The sequence below is a fragment of the Marinomonas phaeophyticola genome (assembly GCF_026966905.1).
Lineage (GTDB): Bacteria > Pseudomonadota > Gammaproteobacteria > Pseudomonadales > Marinomonadaceae > Marinomonas > Marinomonas phaeophyticola.
On sequence record NZ_JAPUBN010000017.1, the window covers coordinates 165557 to 186663 of the forward strand.

At 40.5% G+C, this 21107-nt stretch carries 14 protein-coding genes and 2 tRNA genes; 7 read left to right on the forward strand and 9 right to left on the reverse strand.

The features are described from left to right. Positions 1-23: 23 nt before the first annotated feature. Complete coding sequence (locus tag O1D97_RS12065; protein ID WP_269125911.1) at positions 24-833, reverse strand: SDR family NAD(P)-dependent oxidoreductase; 810 nt, start codon at positions 831-833, stop codon at positions 24-26. 289 nt (positions 834-1122) lie between these two features. Between O1D97_RS12065 and O1D97_RS12070 the strand changes: the two genes are divergently transcribed. After that, positions 1123-2013, forward strand: a complete 891-nt coding sequence (locus O1D97_RS12070; protein ID WP_269125913.1) for a LysR family transcriptional regulator — start codon at positions 1123-1125, stop codon at positions 2011-2013. Positions 2014-2428: 415 nt separating this feature from the next. Next, positions 2429-3361, forward strand: a complete 933-nt coding sequence (locus O1D97_RS12075; RefSeq protein WP_269125915.1) for a 2OG-Fe(II) oxygenase family protein — start codon at positions 2429-2431, stop codon at positions 3359-3361. 404 nt (positions 3362-3765) lie between these two features. Here the strand turns inward: O1D97_RS12075 and O1D97_RS12080 are convergent, their stop codons facing one another. The 4 genes from O1D97_RS12080 to O1D97_RS12095 all read right to left on the reverse strand — a co-directional run bounded on the left by O1D97_RS12080 (position 3766) and on the right by O1D97_RS12095 (position 9100). Then, positions 3766-4503 carry a substrate-binding periplasmic protein gene (locus tag O1D97_RS12080; protein WP_269125917.1) on the reverse strand — a complete coding sequence of 246 codons (738 nt, stop codon included), beginning with the start codon at positions 4501-4503 and terminating at the stop codon, positions 3766-3768. Between the two features lie 187 nt (positions 4504-4690). Then, a complete protein-coding gene (locus O1D97_RS12085) occupies positions 4691-5863 on the reverse strand; it encodes a BCCT family transporter (protein ID WP_269125919.1) in 1173 nt (390 codons plus the stop codon). A gap of 8 nt (positions 5864-5871) precedes the next feature. After that, entirely contained in the window at positions 5872-6423 is a 552-nt protein-coding gene (locus tag O1D97_RS12090; RefSeq protein ID WP_269125921.1) for a BCCT family transporter, read from the reverse strand. A gap of 163 nt (positions 6424-6586) precedes the next feature. After that, positions 6587-9100 carry a CoA transferase gene (locus O1D97_RS12095; RefSeq protein ID WP_269125923.1) on the reverse strand — a complete coding sequence of 838 codons (2514 nt, stop codon included), beginning with the start codon at positions 9098-9100 and terminating at the stop codon, positions 6587-6589. A gap of 469 nt (positions 9101-9569) precedes the next feature. On the opposite strand from O1D97_RS12095, the gene O1D97_RS12100 reads away from it, so the two are divergent. The 3 genes from O1D97_RS12100 (at position 9570) to O1D97_RS12110 (ending at position 13442) form a co-directional block, all read left to right on the forward strand. Continuing rightward, entirely contained in the window at positions 9570-10727 is a 1158-nt protein-coding gene (locus tag O1D97_RS12100; RefSeq protein ID WP_269125925.1) for an iron-containing alcohol dehydrogenase, read from the forward strand. Between the two features lie 67 nt (positions 10728-10794). Continuing rightward, entirely contained in the window at positions 10795-12285 is a 1491-nt protein-coding gene (locus O1D97_RS12105; protein ID WP_269125926.1) for a CoA-acylating methylmalonate-semialdehyde dehydrogenase, read from the forward strand. A 242-nt stretch (positions 12286-12527) separates the two neighbouring features. After that, entirely contained in the window at positions 12528-13442 is a 915-nt protein-coding gene (locus O1D97_RS12110; RefSeq protein WP_269125928.1) for a LysR substrate-binding domain-containing protein, read from the forward strand. Between the two features lie 523 nt (positions 13443-13965). Here O1D97_RS12110 and O1D97_RS12115 read toward each other — a convergent pair. The 4 genes from O1D97_RS12115 to O1D97_RS12130 form a co-directional block, all read right to left on the reverse strand. After that, positions 13966-14874, reverse strand: coding sequence for a sensor domain-containing diguanylate cyclase (locus tag O1D97_RS12115; RefSeq protein ID WP_269125930.1), 909 nt, complete (start codon positions 14872-14874; stop codon positions 13966-13968). 1039 nt (positions 14875-15913) lie between these two features. Then, positions 15914-15989 (reverse strand) — tRNA-Val (locus tag O1D97_RS12120). Positions 15990-16042: 53 nt separating this feature from the next. Beyond that, positions 16043-16119 (reverse strand) — tRNA-Asp (locus O1D97_RS12125). Between the two features lie 623 nt (positions 16120-16742). Continuing rightward, positions 16743-16928, reverse strand: a complete 186-nt coding sequence (locus O1D97_RS12130) for a hypothetical protein (RefSeq protein ID WP_269125932.1) — start codon at positions 16926-16928, stop codon at positions 16743-16745. A gap of 371 nt (positions 16929-17299) precedes the next feature. Here O1D97_RS12130 and O1D97_RS12135 point away from each other — a divergent pair, with 371 nt between their 5' ends. Together O1D97_RS12135 and O1D97_RS12140 are read left to right on the forward strand one after the other, a co-directional pair. Further along, positions 17300-18700 (forward strand): glycerophosphodiester phosphodiesterase, encoded by a 1401-nt coding sequence (locus O1D97_RS12135; RefSeq protein WP_269125934.1) that lies wholly within the window; start codon positions 17300-17302, stop codon positions 18698-18700. After that, positions 18697-20967 (forward strand): hypothetical protein, encoded by a 2271-nt coding sequence (locus O1D97_RS12140; protein WP_269125936.1) that lies wholly within the window; start codon positions 18697-18699, stop codon positions 20965-20967. The genes O1D97_RS12135 and O1D97_RS12140 overlap by 4 nt, the downstream gene beginning before the upstream one ends. Positions 20968-21107: the final 140 nt, after the last annotated feature.

The following is a 21107-nucleotide window of genomic DNA, read 5'->3' on the forward strand; positions in this document are numbered from 1 at the left end:
ACATCTCCGCTAACGACCAGAAACTAACCGCTATATTTATCTATAATAAACTCTATCACTTCTACAACCTCTGCAGATTTTTTTAGATTTACCCCATCAACATGTGGCTGAGAAAACTGCCCAATATCGTTATCAAAGTACTGACCTGAATATTCAGAAATACCTTCTTCTAATGCCATGCGTGCTATTACTTTAGCGCCTATACTTAAATCATGCCCTTCAAAACCAAACCCTTCTTTTACCATTTTTGAAGCCAGTAAAGACCCAGGGTTTACGGCAATAATGGTTGGCCCTTTTTCATCAAGTTTGTCGGCAAGCACTTTGCTCCACATAGTAATGGCTAATTTACTTTGAGCATAAGCGTCCATGTCATTCAATCGTGTTTTTCCCAGCAGTGCTTGGAGATTAACTGGCGCTTGAGCCGCTGAAGAAAGGTTGATCATTCGCCCTGAATGACCAAGTAAAGGCAAAAACGCTTGAGCCAATATATATGGCGAAATAGTATTTACGACAAAGCGTACATCTAACCCTTCAGATGTGATTGAGTTACTTGTCTTAAATACGCCTGCGTTATTGATGAGGATATCAAGCGTTTTATTATCACTCTTAATACACTCGACCAGTTTTTTCACATCAGAAAAAATCGATAAATCCGCTAAGTAGCCTTCGATACGACCTGAATTAGGTAGTGCAGCTAATAGGTTTTTAACAGAGGTTAGTTTTTCAATACTACGGCCATGTATTAATACATCATGCCCTTCGGCTGCTAAAAGTTTCGCGGTCTCTAAGCCAATACCGTCAGTTGCTCCAGTGATTAGAATTGTTTTTTTCATGTTCTTTCTCCTTAAAATCGTAATAAGCTATACTATAAAAATAACCGTCTTTTTAATGTTTAAGTGAATGAGGGACTTGTTTTAACTTCCTCTATCGAATATTCATTAACCTTAAATTTCTACGACGACTGTCCTCATGTCTTGGGCACTTGCAAGACGGTCATGAGCTTTACCCTCTCCCTTGTAATGTATATGCGGCACTTGATTATCTTCATTCAGTATATTTACTACTTAATATTTTGATAATAGACTTTAAAGAAGAATGACTTTATGGTTTTTATTGATAATTATGAATATTGAACATATTAAACTTTTTATTAGAATTGCAGGGACTCACAACATTAGCTTGGCGGGAAGTGAGTTAAGGCTGTCTCCAGCGGTGGCGAGTTCACATATCAATAAATTAGAAGCAGAATTAGGAGTGAGACTAATTCATCGAACGACTCGAAAAGTCTCGCTTACGGAAGAGGGGAAAGCATTTCTTCCTTATGCCGAAGATGTGCTCTCTAGTATTGAAGCCGCGCGTGCTTCAGTTGGTGCGGGTAACGCATTTCCCCGAGGAACATTACGTATTGCTGCCCCGGCTTCTTTTGGCCGAATGCATATACTGCCGGCATTAACCGATTTTCTTGCGTTATACCCTGATTTAAAAGTGGATTTAAAACTCTCTGATACCATTATTGACCTGGTTGAAGGGGGATTTGATATTGCCATTCGTAATTCAGCATTGAAGGACTCGAGTTTAATTGCACGAAAATTAGCACCAGACACGAGAATATTATGTTCATCTCCAGCCTATTTAGCCACACATGGCGAGCCAAACTCTCCAGACGCACTGAACTCTCATCAATGCATTACCTTATTAGGTTTAGATGACTGGGCATTCCATACCCCTACAGGACAGGTAAACATTAAAGTTAAAGGTCCGTTAAGGATCGATAATGGAGAAGCAGTAAGAGATGCTTGTATTAATGGCTTAGGCATTACCATAAGCTCTAAATGGAGTGTTTATAAACATCTTGAAAGTGGTGAGCTTATTCAAATACTCAGCGAATACCCCATCGCTACGAACACCGCTATTTGGGCGGTTTACCCTAGCTCTAGGCTATTGGCTCCAAAAGTGAGAGCATTTATTGATTACTTCACCGAGCACTTTGGGGATACCCCTTACTGGGACTAATTCAAGAGGTGAACACCTTCTTATTAGTAGGCGGAAACAGATACTCTAAGGAAACAATAGGACCGTTTGAATACATAGCATGGCCATTTTTTAAACTCACTTGGAGTCTCTGGTATGGAGTTCCCGTGCGCTATGATTTTTCCATTATATCGAACAGGAAGAGCCCCGTTGTTTAACACTCTGCGTTACCTAGCCAAGCTTAGTCTCTAAGTGTGTGTATTAAGAGAAATCAAATCCCCTTCGATACTAGCCCGTACCCATACTATTTTCTTATCCGAGTAATCTCGAGCCATTATATAGATAATATTGATTCTGATTCTTCATTCACCTCGTTTATTAACAATAAGATATGTAATAAATTAATCTCCCTATTAAGCTTACGGCTCAAATTACATCAACCTTAGAAGACGACACTATGAAACATACAGAAACTGAAAAACCTCCCTTGATGCTGCAACGTGCACGTGACTTAACGCTTCCTTCAAGAGAAGCCATGTTACAGCGTTCTCCTTCAGTAAAACAATTTTGGGATGGCAATAAGCTTTTATTACAAGAGGCATGGAAAGAGTGGGAAGAGAGCAACAATGATCCTTTCTTTATTCCTGATGATTCGTTGCTTGATGAGCGTTTGCGTAATGCCGTTGAACAAGCATGGGAAGATCCATCTAAAGAGTTGACGGTACAAGATTTATGGCAGGAAGTCTCCCCAGGCGTTTTCCAGTGTCCGTTTTTTGATCCTGAACGACTAGCGGATTTGCGCCATTACTTAGATAACGTAGCGAATGCTGAAATACCTCTTCGCCCACCCTATGGAATTGTATTAAATCGCCATGGTGCCATGCTTGATCCTCGATCTGAGGGGTACCTTGCCGCACCAAACTTTCAGACCTTCTATCGTGTATTGCTAAACAAATATATGCGCCCTATTGCACGTCTCCTATTTCCAGAAATAGTAGGCTATGATACACAAACATTCGGTTTCTCTATTCAATATCAAGCAGAAATGGACACCTCACTTAGACTTCATACTGATGCTTCAGCCGCAACACTAAACGTAAACATAAACCTTCCGGATGAAGCGTTTACTGGCTCAGAAGTTGATTTTTACGACCCGCATAAAGGTGAAGTAAATAGGCTAACATTCAAACCTGGCATGGCAATGCTGCATCGAGGTAATGTGGCACACGCAGCACAACCAATAACAAGCGGTAAACGTTCGAATTTTGTACTTTGGTTATATGGAGATCGAATGCAAATACCGAGCTCACAAAACCAGCTAAAGAGAGTGAGTCCAAATGTACGATGGAGCTTGCCCCCTGAAAATTATGACGATGTCGCACCCTTTTAAAATGCTTAAAATCCTACTTTGTCGTAGGTATGGTTTAACCATATAGGCTCTTTGCAAACACCGGTTCAATAGTTCCGAGCTATTTACTGTATTGTCATCGCCCTGCACAACAGTCTACGAGAATAACCAAACAAGATAATTTTTAACATCACGCACGGTAGATACAGCGCTGCGCCACCATTATCCTTGTTAAATAAAGCCGCTTTCCATTAAAGAACACCCCTTTTTGATCCAAAAGGGGCTTTTTTATGGCTGTACGGATATTGTTAAACTTATCTCCTTGAGGTAATTATATTCGACAAAATACACCTTCACTTAAATTTATGGGCACAATTAAGCTATCTCACTCACCCGCAAAGGGCTCATCCACAATTCAAAACCGATTCAATCATAAACCCCTTTAATTATTGCTGGTTAAATTCAGTAAGAATCTCGTTGTAACGACCGGATGTTTGAAGTTCAATCAAACCGTCGTTAAATGCATCACGAAGCTTTTCAGCATTTGGGATAGATTTAGAGATCAAAAGGAATAAATCGTTTTCCTCAAGTGGTGGAGTTAGGATTTGAAATTGAGATGCATCAATACCTTCCGCTTTAGCCGCCTCTTTAGCTACCGCGAGGTTGTCTGCGTAAAGTTGTATTTCACCGGTATTTAATGCTTTAACGGCATCAGACACTTCTTGATACTCTTTTATCGTAGAAAAGGTGAAACTATCAAAGGACCCGCCGACCACAAATCCTTTTAGCTTACCTATATTGTATTGATCTATAGATTCAAATGAGCTGTAGTTGTTTAAAGGGAAATCGGGCTTTTTAATCAGACCAGTTAGTACTGTATAGATTGGAATAGAGTAGTAATATTCTTTAGTACGCTCTTCTGAATAGTAACCACCGACCACGGCATCTTTATCACCTATTTTAACTGTGGATAGTGCGGTTTGCCAGGCCGTAAACTCAATCGTACTATCGTATCCAGATTGAGCCAGAGCTTCATCAACAATGGCCGTGATGAATCCCCCTTTGTCTAGGCTTTCACCGAAGAATGGAGGCCAGTTCATTGTTGTCAGTTGAACTGTTTGCGCTTGAGCCGTTAAAGGTAAAACAATCACTAGAGCCGAAAAAAATTTCGCAAACATTTTCATATAGCGTTCCTCTTTTTTAAAAGTGTTAAATGATTTTGTACCTAATTTATGCCACTAAAATAAAAATATTGTTTATATTCCGTCCTTGGAATGTAAACAATATTTTTAGGCCTCCTGTAGTCCTTTAATATCACGTAAACTATGTAATAAATATCTAGCAGAAATATTAGGTGTGTAATGATCCTTTCTAAGAAAGATCCGCTATTTCTCTTTCCACTATTTTCCTCACTTGCTCTTCATCCGCAACAAAGCTTTCGCTGTCTTTATGTAACGATTTAATTAAGCCAAATATCATTGCAATGATGACAAAGGTAAAAGGTAATGCACCGGCTATTGAAGCAGCTTGCAACGCTTTTAATGCCTCATTTCCGCCCATTAACAGAATCATCAGAGTGACAACTCCAAGTAAGCTACCCCAAAGAATACGTTGCTGGATTGGAGGACGACGACCAAATGACAACAGTCGACCTAATACCAGTGTGCCTGAGTCTGCGGCGGTAACAAAAAAGACCACAACAACCACTAGCGCACAGACTTTAGCAATCGTCGCGGCAACACCAGGAGTCAGTACTTCAAAAGCGGTAAACAAGGTTCCCGCATAATCCCAATTATTGACAGAGGTGTTATAAATGGACATGTCTGATCCATATATGGATGCATGGATGCCCGCTGAACCAATCACACTAAACCATACCAAGGAGACTAGCGTTGGAATAAACACCACACCCATAACAAATTCTCGGATAGTACGGCCACGAGAAATGCGTGCGATGAACATACCTACGAATGCAGACCACGCAATCCACCAGCCCCAATAAAAGATAGTCCAGCCACCCTGCCACGTTTGCTCGTCACTGCTTCGAGCCGTCCAAAGCGTCATTGAAAGCGATTGAGAAACATAGTCTCCTAATGTCGTCAAACTGCTTGCAATCAAGTAATTCGCGTTAGTGGCAAAAAGAAAATACAAGATAATAGCGATACAGATGTAACTATTAAATTGAGACAGCATATTAATACCCTTCGCAACACCACTGGTGGCAGACAAGGTCGCAATTAAGGTAATAAAGACAATAGAAAGAACCGTTACCATGGTGGATTTTTCTGCTAACACATTTAGCGAAATGAGTCCGGAGCTAATCTGTTCCACCCCCAATCCGAGTGTGGTGGCAATACCAAAGATGGTTCCAAAAACGGCCAATATATCAACAGCATGACCAATCGGGCCATAAATCCTATTACCAATTAATGGGTACAGTGCAGAACGAATCGAAAGAGGAAGACCTTTACGAAAAGAAAAATAAGCCAAGGACAGACCAACAATAGCATACATGGACCAAGCAACAGCGCCCCAATGGAACACAGTTAACGTTAACCCCCCACCGCTGCTTCAGCCACTAAATCATTAGGTACAGGAAAACCCGCATCCCCTGGCTGCACGCCAGCGGCAAGTGCGGCCTGTTTTGCTTCGAAAAAACTGCTCACTGCGGCTTTCACTTCGGTACTCATGAAAGGGTTACCACCACTCCAGCCACTGGCAAAATGTATCATGGGTTCCGACATGGAGAAAAACAGCATACCTGCACCCGTGCCACAACCGAAAAGCATCGAAAACCAAGCGAAATTTGAAAACTCTGGCCTTTCGTCATCTCTCCCTAATCGAATGGCACCCACTTTACTAACCATTAACATCGTACAAACAAGGAACGCAAGCAGCATAACAAGAATGTAATACCATCCCAACGTTTCTTCTATCCAGCTTTTCAAACCAATAAATTGCTGACTAGCCGTCTCACCGAGCAATACGGTATAGAGAATAAACACAACAACCATAACTAAGGCTGTTATCCCCAAAGTGGCATTAAGCCCTTTTAGTACTCCCCGCTGCGCAATGAGGGCATCGATCTCTTTATCTTTAAGCATTAGTAACCTCTTTATTTTTTTTATTGTCTTAATGTCATTCTATGAATCTAAAATAGAGATAACAAACTAGAAAAATAGGGTCTTTTCATAATGATATTAATGGCTCACCAATTATGGACTATCGAATCCACCCTACTAATACCCTTTTTTAATCTTTGTTTGACTAGCTGGGTAAATATTCCTTGGCCCAACCTAAGCTTGCAACATTAGACTCAATCATCGTGGCTATTTCAGACTCACTGTAACCGACACTCGCTAAGATTTTTTTGGTTGAATGACCGAATTTTTCAGTTGGGGCTATCGCTCGAATTACCGCTCTACTGGGCCGAATGGAGTAGTGATCAATTTGGGTGAAACAATGTCCACTAGGGTGATCCGGATATATTGAGAATGCGTAGCTACCGAAATGCGTTCCTACTTCACCATCATATATACGACTGTAATCATGACGCAAAGTCTCAATCGAATTTGGCTCAGCCACAGCAATATCGGCCATCCTCAGTAGGTTTAGCCAATGAGACGTAGCGGCTTGCTTAAACGCATGTTTTAAGAATTCATGCCGGTCCACTGTATCACCAAGTCCCGTTAAGCCCTCTAGTGATTTTAATTTATCAAACTCATTTTGATCAGAATCCAAAAAGATCCAACCATCCATGGTTTCGTAAAAATGCGACAAAGGATGATTACCTAATGCGTCGCGACCAGATGCCTCGTTAAATGGTTCCCTTCCTTCATAATCAAACATGAAGGGGATTTGCGCCATATTTGTCACGGCAGAAAGAGACGTTCTAACCCGGCTGACTTGACCCGTAACTAATTGATGGTACATAGAAAGTGCCATTCCCATACCCGCTGCAAATCCACAGTTGACGTCTAGAGTGCCTACATGGGCATGCTCCTCAGGCGTGTCACTTCCACCAAAACGCATCATGATGCCGCTATTTGCCTGAATAATATCATCATAGCCAATATAATCAGACTTAGGTCCTTTCAATGGGCCGCCAAAACAATCCAAACGACAAAAGAGCACATTCGGATTGACCTCGAGTAGACTTTTTGAATCAAGACCGAGTGTTTCAAGCTGACGTTCAGGGGCATTAATAAGGACCAAATCTACGGATTGAACGAGTCGATTAAACACCTCTCGACCTTTCTCTGTCATGATATTAACCAGTGCCTTCTTTTTGCCCATATCTGTTTGAAAGCTGTAAAAACATCCAATAAGAGGATCATAAAGCGGTTTAACTGGATCAAGCTTAATAACCTCTGCACCGAATCTGCCTAAAAAAGCGGCTGAGTGTGGGCCAGCAATCACATTGGTCAGATCAAGCACTTTTTTACCATCTAACCAGCCTTTCGCTTCTTGACTCGTTGTTTGATTTCTTCGAGGTAAGTCTTGTGTAAGTGGCGATATCGCCCCGCATAATCGATCCAATGCGGTGTCAAAATCAACAAACTCTCTACCCTTTGCTTGCATAAAGGCAGACGCATTGTGCTCAAACCAAACCAATGGTCCAGGCTGCTTCATCAAACCGTATTCTGGATCGTATACTTCAATAATGAGTCCAGCTTTATTCGTATGCTCGTCATTCAACCATTCTTTCGTTGTACGTTGTGAAGCACCGGGAATACCTGTTTCACCAAAAATACGATCCCATTCACTGGCAGGCTTGGTGAGAAAGGCTTGCTTCATTTTCCCTGAAATCACCTTGGCCCATTTTGGCGGTAGTGGATAAACACCGAGAGACGTCTCGCCATCCCATTCATGAATAGGTGCATGTAGGTCTTCGACTTCAGGAAACCCCTCGGCCATTAACTCATCATAAACACCTAGGACTTTTAGAGCTCGCTTGGCATGGTTTCGATGTGATGGGCAAACACAATAGAATTTTCTGCCGTCAGCACAATCATATGTACGAAAGAATGGGTCTAAGTATTCCTGCAATTCTTCATACGTCAGATCCATTTCTATGTCGTTTTCATGGCGATATTCAATTTCATGCTCACGCATAGTTTTATAACGCTCAGGCAGCCCTTCAATAACAAAAGAGTTGTAAGATAGTCCTTCCATTAAAGCCGCGGCCACAGGAACTTCTATATGATCCCCCTGTCCATTATGAGCGCGTTCATATAGGGCCATTATAAGCGAGCTTGTGGCAAGCGATATTGCATAGGATGAGCCTAATGGAACGGGGGAAAAACTGGGTTCAATACCCATAAGAACACGGTTAAACCCCATATCCGTAAAAGAGCCTGAAGTGGCGGCTATGATGGCTTCAGTCGCCTTCCATTCACGCCTTAGCATATCGTTACTCGCAAAACCTGGTATCGACAACGTAATCAGTTCAGGGCGTTGAGCTCGAAGTTTATCAAAATCAATACCTAGTCTAGCTAGAACGCCAGGACGAAAGTTTTCTATAACAATGTCGGCTTGATCAATCAATTGCATTGCTTGAGTGAGTCCTTTCAAGGTTTTGAGATCTAAACTGATACATTGTTTGTTACGATTTAAAACCGCATTTGCAGGACTAACCCACTGGGGGCCTTGTGGTGGGTCAACATGAATCACTGTTGCCCCCAGATCAGCTAACGTCATGGCCACAGCGGGACCTGCAATTTGTTGTCCAAAGTCCACGACCCGAACACCGACAAGAGGTAGTTGATTATTATTATTCATCTCTATTGATCCTGTGTAAAAAGCTTCGTCTAACGGAATAAAGAAAACCAGCACGAATAATGTTTATGTTTATTTTTTTAGGGCAAAACCACTTCGTAGGTACTGCAAAGATCAGCACGTGGTGAATACTAAAATTGCCCCTAGTCCGCTACTAGCAATAAAAACAAGACCAATGGGTGAATTTTTTTTATACCTTTAAGTTAGCAAGAAAAATTTTTACCATAACCAATTGATATATATGACTATATTAAATAAATCCTAAAATCCCAAGACAACACCTATAAAAAAATCAAACCCTGAGGGTGGTTTTTTATTGCTTTAAAGGCGGCAACTTATTAATAACAATGGCGTAGTTTCGTGGCCTTAGGTTGCGGTAATTGAGGGTGTGTCCTAACACGATAAATATCCGCATTAAAAGTGTTAGGAGATCATCAAGGACAAATTGAAAATAACAATAAGTGGAGCCGACATGTCTAACCAAATCATCCTGCCTCGTATTCTACAAGTAGGAGAAAATGCCAGTTTAGAGATTCCTACCATTCTGGAAAGTTTAGGGTGTATTCGCCCTCTCATCATCACAGATAAAATGATGGTTGAACTTGGCTATGCTCAACAGGTTCAATCTTGCTTACAAGATCATCAAATCAACTCAGAAGTCTTCTATGATACTGTGCCGGAACCGACGGTTAGCTCGATTCAAGCCGGAGTTGAAACCGTTCGTAATGGCAACTATGACAGTATTATCGCACTAGGGGGCGGTAGCCCAATCGATAGTGCAAAGGCCATTAGTATCTTAGGGAAATTTGGTGGCGTGATGCGCGATTATAAATTCCCTCGAATAGTAAATGAAGAAGGGTTACCAATCATTGCAGTGCCAACCACTGCGGGTACAGGCACAGAAGTGACACGTTTCACTATCATTACAGACGAAACGAATGATGAAAAAATGCTATGTGTCGGGGTTGGTTTTATGCCCGTAGCGGCTGTTGTCGATTACAAACTGACTCTAAGTTTGCCTGCGCGCATTACCGCTGATACAGGTATTGATGCATTGACACATGCCATGGAAGCCTATGTCAGCAAAAAAGCTAATCCATACAGTGATAGTCAAGCCATTGCCGCTATGAAGTTAATCGGACCTAATCTACGTCGCGCATATCATGATGGTAGTGATAGCAAAGCTCGAGAAGCTATGATGTTAGGCTCTACATTAGCGGGGGTCGCCTTTTCTAACGCGTCCGTTGCTTTAGTACATGGTATGAGTCGGCCTATTGGTGCCGCTTTTCATGTTCCTCATGGGCTTTCTAACGCCATGTTATTACCTGCTGTTACCGACTTTTCCATTCCTAGTGCAGTTGAACGATACGCAGATTGTGCACGAGCGATTGGCGTTGCGACTCAAGCCGATACAGATGAAGAGTCCAATCATAAACTGATGGCGGAACTGCGTGCGCTAAATGAAGAATTAAAGGTGCCGACACCATCGCACTTTGGTATTGATAAACAACAGTTCTTTGATCTAATGCCAACTATGGCAGAGCAAGCTCTCGCGTCTGGCTCTCCGAACAATAACCCCATCGTGCCAACTCCAGAGCAAATCATCTACATTTATAAACAACTTTGGTGAGTTGTCACAGGATAACTTGATCATCTGAATCACTCAGTGAAATGCCAACTATATTTGAGGAATAACAATGAACACCATCGGACACCTAATTAATGGTCAATTAGTCATGACTGCTCAGCGTATGCAAGATGTTTATAATCCAGCGACTGGCGAAGTCTCAAAGCAGGTTGCCTTAGCACCTAAAGAGACGGTAGAAGAAGCCATTGCCGCCGCACAAGCAGCCTTCCCTGCGTGGCGAGATACGCCACCGATTAAGAGAGCCAGAGTCATGTTCCGCTATAAAGAATTGCTGGAACAAAACGCGGATAAAATTTGCAAAATGATTGGTCAAGAACACGGTAAAATTTGCCACGATGCGGCCGGTGAACTGCAACGAGGTATTGAGAATGTGGAATTTGCCTGTGGCGTGCCAGAACTACTAAAAGGTGAGTTTAGTAAAAATGTGGGACCAAATATTGATGCTTGGAGTGAGTTTCAACCTCTGGGTGTCGTTGCCGGAATTACCCCTTTTAATTTCCCCGCTATGGTTCCTATGTGGATGTTTCCGCTTGCCATTGCTTGTGGTAACACTTTCATTCTAAAGCCTTCAGAACGAGATCCTAGTTCAACTCTATTTCTTGCTCAGTTGTTAAAGGAAGCAGGCTTGCCAGATGGCGTACTAAACCTTGTTAACGGGGATAAAGAAGCTGTTGATGTCTTACTGACTGATGACCGAGTTAAGGCCGTTAGTTTTGTAGGTTCAACGCCGATTGCCGAATATATTTATTCTACGGCCTGTGCCAATGGTAAGCGTTGCCAGGCATTAGGAGGAGCTAAAAACCATGCGATTGTGATGCCTGATGCTGATATGGACAATGCCGTTAACCAGCTTCTAGGTGCCGCCTTTGGTTCCTCAGGTGAGCGATGCATGGCTTTGTCCGTTGCGGTCGCAGTAGGAGACGAAGCAGCCGATACTTTGGTAGCCAAAATGCAAACGGCTATGCAGAATCTAACTGTGGGTGAATACAGTGACAAAAATAATGATTTTGGTCCCGTGATTACTCGTGAACATCAGCAAAAGGTTGTAGGTTATATTAACAGTGCTGAAAAAGATGGTGCTAAAGTGGTGGTTGATGGTCGAGAACCAACCGTCTCTGGCTATGAGAATGGATTCTTTGTGGGAGCAACACTTATAGACGGTGTAACCCCTTCTATGCAAAGTTACCAGGAAGAGATTTTCGGTCCCGTTCTACAAGTCGTTCGTGTCGGAACGATGGAAGAGGCGATGCAACTAATTAATGATCATGAGTACGGTAACGGGACTTGTATCTTCACTCGTGACGGAGAAGCGGCACGTTATTTCTCGACACATATTCAAGTGGGCATGGTCGGTATTAATGTGCCTCTCCCGGTTCCGGTTGCTTACCATAGCTTTGGTGGTTGGAAACGCTCTCTGTTTGGTGACCTTCATGCTTATGGACCTGATGGCGTTCGCTTCTATACTAAACGCAAAACGATCACACAACGCTGGCCTTCTAGTGGTGTGCGTGAAGGTGTGTCTTTTGCTTTCCCTAGCTAGGAAACCTATTCGCTAGAGCTCAATAGGTCAGTATTTGTACTGACCTATTTCTTGTTTTAACTCACTTGAATAAATGGCTGATTCGGGGGTTTACCAGACGCTTTAAATAAGTATTATTGCTCAAATCACTTAGCAAGGAACAAGATAATAAAAGCGGTAATAAGGACCCTTTTTAAAGGTAAAAACGATCTGTAATGAGCATCATTCGGCGCTCTAGACTATTGAACTTAAGAAGAATAAAAATGAAAAAAAAACTTCCTCCCCTTAATTGGCTAAGATCATTTGAAGTTTCAGCTCGCTGTCTAAACTTCACACAAGCGGCTCAAGAGCTTAACATGACCCAGGCGGCCGTCAGCCAACAAATAAAAGGGCTAGAATCCCAGTTAGGCACAGTACTTTTTAAACGCTTACCAAGAGGCTTAGAACTGACTAAATCAGGGCGTGCTTACATCCCTATAGTTCACGAATCTATTGAACGACTTGTTGAGGTGACAGATGAACTATTTGGTCAAGGGCAGACTCGGCCGTTAACCGTTCGCTCTAGCTTGATTTTTTTTACAAATTGGCTAGCACCTCGGCTCGGACACTTTCGACGAATGCATCCTCATGTAAAGCTACGATTACCTACTAATATTTGGGTGGAAGAGCTAGACAAAGAGTCTGATATGGAAATTCGTTACGGAATAAATGACCGCCCCGGTGCAAATTGCCACAGACTCACATGGGACAACCTAATTCCAGTGTGTAGCCCTGCTCTTTTAAGTGCTCCGGTACCACTCATTTCACCCAATCAACTTTCCGAGCATACTCTTCTACATGTAGATGGCTATAACGAAGGATGGGCTTACTGGCTAAACAAAACAGGTCTCCAACATATCGACTCTTCTCAGGGCATTCATTTTGATACATTAATTTCAGCACTCGAAGTCGCGAAATCAGGAGAAGGTATCGTATTAGGAAGAAGCTCTTTGATTAAAGAAATGATCGCCTCAGGTCAATTAGTCGCACCATTTGAACAAAAACTTCCAACTAATGAGGCGTTCTATCTAGTAAGCTCTAACCGAGAGCTTGAGCATCCCCATGCCGAATTATTTCGAGCCTGGCTGTTAGACGAAGTTGATCAGGTTAAAAACACGGATCTCAGTCTTGATATATGATCATTCCAAGATCTACCGTAAACGTTTTTAGATCATTAAGCCCGAGACGATGGTGGGTACCTCGAGCTTAATGAGCGCTAAATAAACTATACAGGCTCTTACCTAAAATACGATAAGGATCTTTAAGACCCTTGAAGATAGATTGGTTGTGTTTGCCTCTTATCCATCATTAATCAAAAAAGCCTAATTGATGCCTCTCGCCGTTTTTAAGTCGTGCTCGCCCAAAATCCTCAAGTACAAAACCCAGACACTGACGCTTACTAAAGGTGTATTGCTGGATTAACACCCTTGTACGACCATTATGTTAATATTGACCTAAAATAATCGAGGCATTGTAATCGGTAATGAATGAAGAAATTTTATGAATAAATAAAATCAAATGGATGGGGTGTGGAGAGGTTCGAAATTCGCCTTGTAAAAGATAGAACTTTAACTTACCTCAACCTATTCTGGAGATTATGCTAACTTACAAAAAACATCAATAAAATAATGAGGGTTCCATCTTAATTGCGGAGTCAAAAACTCAAAAAAACAGTCTATTTCTGCCATTTTCTTTTGCTAAATAAAGTGCTTCATCGGATCTTTTAATCAAATCAACCTTATTGTTTCTATTGTCAGGCTGCATAGTAGCCAATCCTATACTTGCCGTTAAAATAGGAAGTGTTGGTGAATTTTCATTAGGAATATTGAGCAAACGGATTTCATTTAATACTTTTTCAGATAAAATACTCGCCTGCTCTAGACTAGTATTACCATAAACTATAGCAAACTCCTCTCCACCATATCGAGCACAGATATCACTTGGTCTTCGAATATACTTTTTTAGAATTTTGCCAACCAATTTTAAGCAATCATCTCCTACCTGATGCCCATAGGTATCGTTTAAAAACTTAAAATAATCAAGGTCAAGAATAACAAGAGTGATTGGTATTCTAAGACGATGGCAACGTTTCCACTCGCTATCTAAAAACTCATTAAAATATCGACGATTTGGTATATCCGTCAGTCCGTCAATACGGGATAAATTGAGAACTTCTTCTTCAGCGAGTTTCCTCTCTGTAATGTTTTGGTGGGATATAACAAAGCACCGACCTCCCAATGCCGTGAAAGGAGTAACACGCATCATAAACCAGCGTTTTTTATCTAAACTATGACAAGGATATTCAAGATAAAAATTTTCTTTACTGCCACTTATTACGGCCCTAATGCCAATGGCCGCTTTGCTACCAAAATCATCTCCCATGTTAGCCGCTTTATCGCATTCACTTAAATAATTGACACTCCACGCCTCGTCAATTAGGCAAGCATTGTTTTGGCCAAATGATTTCCAGGTTTTATTTACAAATAAGATGTCCCCTTTATCATCTATAACGACAATGTGCTCTGTAATTGTATCGATAACAGCTTTCAGGAATTCGTATGAATCAATCATTCATCACCTGTTTGATTATGCATAGCACCTTTGTAGTAGACGAAATGATAGCCTCGATCTTTGAATAAAATTAACGCGTAACGGCAATACATTAAGTAACTTACAGACTGTTATAACAAAATTTTAACTTTACTGCACTCTCTTGAACCAATTGACCATTTTTTGAATCCAATCCAGTTACCAAAACTCACCATGAAGCAAGTGTGCTGTTTCTGTAATGTCATGTACCTTGACGGCAGTTGTACTTACACTATAAGCCGACTTAATGGCAATTTTCTCCCCCAGCACCATAGAGGAGACCAACGATTGGTACTTATCTTCATACCCATTTTGCCAGACACCTTCATCTATAAATCAATAAAATAATGGGTGTCTCGTATTACTTGAGAACCCAACGAAGCCCTTGATTTAGCAGTGATTGGAAAAGTTGTTTGGATTGGTAAAAACGTTTAGTACATGACGTCCGATTTCATTAATTAGGGTCGGACGTTACAAGCGTTAGAAATTTGCAACTTAGAGCGTTAGATCCTTTTAACACTATGACAAACGATTCGGTAAATACCCAGTTTCAGCGCTAAATAGGCGAAGCGCTATTTTTCCATCCCCCAAAACGCAAAAAAGCCAGAGATCATGCTCCAGCCTTTTATTTATCAGTGTTTCACAGATCCTTCCCGATATATCCTACTTAAAACCATCTAATCCCGCTTTAATATATCTATGACATATCTTTCAGCACATCACATGTGGTCACAAAAATTTCGTGACCAGAAATATCGATTTTTATCGTATAAGTAAAAAGACCGAAGGTCAAAAAATGAAGAGATAGGAGCTTTAAATGATATTTTAATGCATGAACAAAAATATGGGATATTCAAGATGGTCATCATATGGTCACAGATTCGCCACATGATAATTTAAGACATTAATGCGTAGGTAATAAGAATTGAATTTAGTAGAATAAATAATGACTAGAACAGTCAAATGCATATGTATCAATGAGTTACAATAATTAACAGAATAACAAATTTGACAATATGAATGGTGGGTGTGGAGAGGTTCGAACTCCCGACATTCGCCTTGTAAGGGCGACGCTCTCCCAACTGAGCTACACACCCATTTTCATGCTTTCGCATTCAAACAGTTTGCCAAATTATCACATTAGGATAAATGGCGGAACGGACGGGACTCGAACCCGCGACCCCCTGCGTGACAGGCAGGTATTCTAACCAACTGAACTACCGCTCCATTTATCGATTTTGCGTCTGACGACGAAGCCTTTACATCGCTTTAGATGGTGGGTGTGGAGAGGTTCGAACTCCCGACATTCGCCTTGTAAGGCGCGAAAAATCAAAAAAACTTTAACTCACCTCAACCAACATTGCAGAGAATTTTAACTTAATCAGAATATAAATCAATAACTTAGAAAAAATTTATTGGTTTATTTTAGTGAAGCTGGATATAGGCATCTAGACTAACAACCAATTTTTTAAAAAAATACGGTCACATTTCTATTTGCTTGACCCATTAGCGCTGACACCAACTTTTGAGCTTCGCTCTACAACGGACGCAGATAATACCTTATTTATTTTATATGTCTAGTACTGAATAAGTTTTTTTAAAACTCATTCCACTGAACCGCTCCAACCAGACAGTTTATTGCAAAATTGGGTTAGGGTTATGATCAGCTCTGTTCGCTATTACCGTCTTCGACTGCTTCCTTATCAATCGATATAAAAGCCAAGTTATCGCTGCATCAAGTGCAATACCTAACCCAAACATGATCGCCACCTTATTTAAGGAAGGGACAAACAAGCCTTGCTGATAACTAACAAAAGCAGCACCATAAAAAAAGTATTTACAATCAAAGACTAGTAGAGCATCAAGTCAGTTCGCCCGATGCCATAAAAATAGGTGTCGATGACGTTGTTTAAAGTAAAAACAACATAGAAACCAATCATGATCATCACTAAATGAATCACTTCTGAAGCGTTATTTATACCTAAAATGTTGTGAACAAAGCTTTCCCAAAGGGGGATTGTAAGTAACCAAAGCACTACTACACCTAGCGTAATAATTAAATAACAATTAACACGTTCCTCACTAAGCCCGTTTGTCGATGCAGCATCTCTCCTCACCACCTGCCCCAGAGTCAATATGTGACTACGCTATTGCTTACAAAAGCTTTACGCGATACCCTTTTTTAAACCATAAAAATTAACTTTGGCAGTCACTACTTTTCTGTTACCAAAAAGTAATGATGGTCTCACGTTTTGGTGATCTTATTATGAGGACATGGACGTTTCTGGCTTTTAGAAAGCTTACACCTACCACAAGTCCACACACATAAATCAATAGAATTGCTCACGCTAAAGTAGCGCTCCCTAAGACTACCTACTTATGGTAGTAGTTGTAAGGTCGAATAACCATGAATATGAAAGAGCTTAACAAGATAGCTTTAGTAGGCTTTTTAATTTTGACTGTATCTGGATGCTCCTCACTGTCAAAAAATGATAATAACTCCAAAAAAACAACTGAATTAACTGAAGAAGAAAAAAATATTAGTGCTGCATTAGCAGTCCGGAATTTAAAACAAGACTTTGATCAAAGTATTGCTTACGACAAAGGCTCCTGTCCGGTAAACGTTGTTGCCCACCGTGGCAGTAGCCGATTCACTGAAAACTCACTTCCTGCAGTTATCCTCGCAGGTATGGGGCAGTTCGATGGTGTTGAAATCGATGTCATGATGCTGCGTGATGGAAAATGGGTCATTCACCACGATCGTCAAACTGGTCGAACAGTAGCCACTTCAACTAGTAAACGATATCGTGTCAGTCACATGAAATCATCAGAATGGAATACGCTGTACCTTCGTAGCCCCAATGGTGAATTGACCTCCACTCATGCCAATTATGCTTGGCAAGTATTTCAAATGTGGGGGCGTTATAGTTCCCCAGAGAAAATGTTGAATATCGAAGTTAAGTCTGAAACTGATGTTCAAGATTTATATAAATTGAATGCTTTAGCAAAGCATTACATACCATCAGAAAATTTCTTTTTTAGTTCAATGTCGATGGATTCCTTGAAGAAGATCAGGGAATTAAATAAAGATGTTTATCTGGGTTATGTCTGGGCCCCTGATCAGAAGTCAATAAACATTCTGAAACAAGACGTTGATCGCGGTTTGAGTTCGGATCTATATTATCAAAAGAATAAAGACCGTATAGAAGATGCTTACCGCATAGAAACCCGCTATAGACGACGTTATAAAGACAGCAAGCTATCGGCAGCGACAGTTAAAAAAGAGCTTGGTTGGAATAGTGGATTACATGTTGATATCCGGAGCTTTGTTAAATATCCAACAATATACAGTAGAGCTAATAACCTAGGACTTAGAGTCGCCACTTACACAATCAATGGCTCAGAGTATCACCAAAAGGAGCTAGTGAACTTATTCAAACAAGATCGTTCGTTGCCGGATGAAGCAATTATGGATAATTCCAAATTTCAGCTTTGTCGTCAGCTTAATCCGGATTTAGTACATATTCCCAATCAGAGCTATACACCCTCCACATCAATAGGAAAGCTAGTTTCTTCATTACCTAATGATGCTGACTTCGATCGTTTAGAGGATCAAAAACTCTATTTCAGTAATCATATGTATATAAATTATCTAGGTAATATTCAAAGTATTAAAGCCTCTAACATTAACCCTGTTACAAATAAGACAGCTAAAGCAACACCTGTAAAATTTGATATTAAAGATGAAGAGTTTTATATCAATACACCCCCTATCTTAATTTCAATACCTAAAGGAACGTCGCAATGACAAAGTCAACGGAAAACTCTCGACATCAAGTTAGGGCCAAAACATCACACAGCCAGCCAAAATGGTTAGCAGTTTTCTTCTTTATAGCTTCTGTAATCTATCTATTTCCGGAAGCGGTATTCAATGCAAGGTTAGTAGCGTTAGCAGGCAGTCCAAATAGCACGCCCGAGAACATGCATCTCATTGAATTGTTTGGTCGCTCAGTTTCTGGAGTCGGTTTTAGCCTGCTCATTGCCGATGCCCTACTAAAAGGACGCATCGCAAAAAGTAGGCTTAAAGCTTTGTTAAGCCTGGTCGTTATTACACTGATAGTCTGGCCTTTGGTATTTTTTGGACAAAAACTACTAGTTGATAAGCTGTTGATTGATCAGAGTTCTCCCAGTCAACGTCAAGAGGCATTTTTCAGCTCTTTATTAAAATCTAGCCTTGCGTCTGATGTCATTAATATTGAAGGGCTATCTTACAATGTCAATGATTCAGAAAATCCCTCTGATATGACATTTTTAACCATGCTTGGTGGATTAGCTTACGCAAATAGCGATTTTTTAACCAGTTTAGAGAGTCAGAAAACAAAAATTCTAGATAGCTATATTACAAGTAAAGCGAATGAGAATTTTGAAGAGCACTATCTTCGCTATAAAAAAGTTCGTGATAGCGTTCAAAATTCATGGAAAACATATCAAAAGAAGGTATCTAGCTATAACTCTCTAATATCATCAAGTCAGCAACGTTCTGATAAAGCATGGGAATCCGTGGAGTCCATCATTGCTAAAGGGTATCACGATTACCGAAATGCTGAGCTTAACTATTTGGCAAGGGCTGAGGCAAGAGCACAAGTAATAGCTCAACCAATCTATGACTACTGGGGTGACTACAGCTCCTGCGACAAACGCTATCACAATAACGCTGAACGTCACAATAGTTGTATTCGTAACGTCGATAAACGTTATGCAAGATTATTAGAAAAAAGCAGTATTTCATATGTTCCGATGACTTATTTCGCAGAAGTCCGAGAGAGAGAGAAAGGCAAGACAAGTATTTTAGAGACGGCTCTTACTTTAGGTACTTCTGCATTAGTAGCAGGCCTTGAAGTTCTTGCAGGGGAGTCAGGCGAAATAGAGAAACACTATATTCGAGTGAAGAACGTCAACTTTTACACAACTAAAGTTTTCACGTTAATGACTGATGATTTTAAGAAAGAAACAGGATATGAAACAGACATTTCAAATGTGAGAGAGTTTCGAGCGCACCCATATACAGCAGAAAAGGTGAGACAAGACATTAAAGCTAAACAAGGCATCGAATTGCCTCCGAGCTGGCGAATAGATCAAATCAGTTCCTTCAAAGAAGCCGTTCAGAAAAAGGTAAGACATGAAGCGGATGCTAGTTGGCAGAAAAATGCTCGTATGAATGGGTACGATATTGCTCCTAATCTTTCTTGGAGTAATTTTCAGGAATCAGCCATGATACAAAAAAAAATACGTACTCAAATGGGCGACAACTACTATGTGAAGCCTGTATTAGCGACCTGGAACAATAAAGAGTTTTATGACTATATTATAAAACCTAATGTTATTCGTGAGCGTGAATACTGGTTAAATTATATACATGCTTCGCAAGTACAATTTGCTGATGGTGGGACTCTTGAGCAGGAAGGAAAAAAGGCTTTAAGATCGATACTAGTACCACCTATTTCAATGGCTATTTCTTTGTTTCTAGTGCTACTAACGGTCTTGAAATTACCATTCAAGTTCTTTGTACTACTGAATTATGACAAGCATATGCACTCTTCTTTAAAGCGCAAAGCAATGAGTGTTTTGCTTTCTTTATGTTTTATTACAGTAATCTTTTATCTACCAATTCAATTTTTATCATCTAAATTTACGCAACAGAACTCATCACTTCATCAGCTTATTAATACAGAGAATGGCCATTTCTCGAAAGCTGAAGCACTTGCAATTCAGTGGGTTCTTAATACTCAGCCGATTATACAGCCTATTGGTATGTTTATTGATCGTAAAACGAGTATATCAACTCAATTTGAAGACAAGTTAAAGGATGCCCTAGAAGATTTTGATAATCGCTACTATACATTAATAGCAGCTAAATGGAGTGGCAATCCCCCAAGAATTCCATATATTCTCGATGAGAATGGCAGCATTCTTTATCCATTTACAATTACAACTAATGTTGAGAATGCAAGTGTGAGAATCATGAACATTGCCCCTGTTTATCAAAAAAATGCCTCTGACACAAGGTCAATATGATGTTGAAGTTTCTGCTCCGGGTTACAAAACTAAACGCATTTGGGTAGATCATAATAGAGACTCAATGAATCATATGGTGCTATTGAACAGTATGTAAACGGTTTTCAAATAATTCAGCTTAATTAGCAGATCAGTCACTT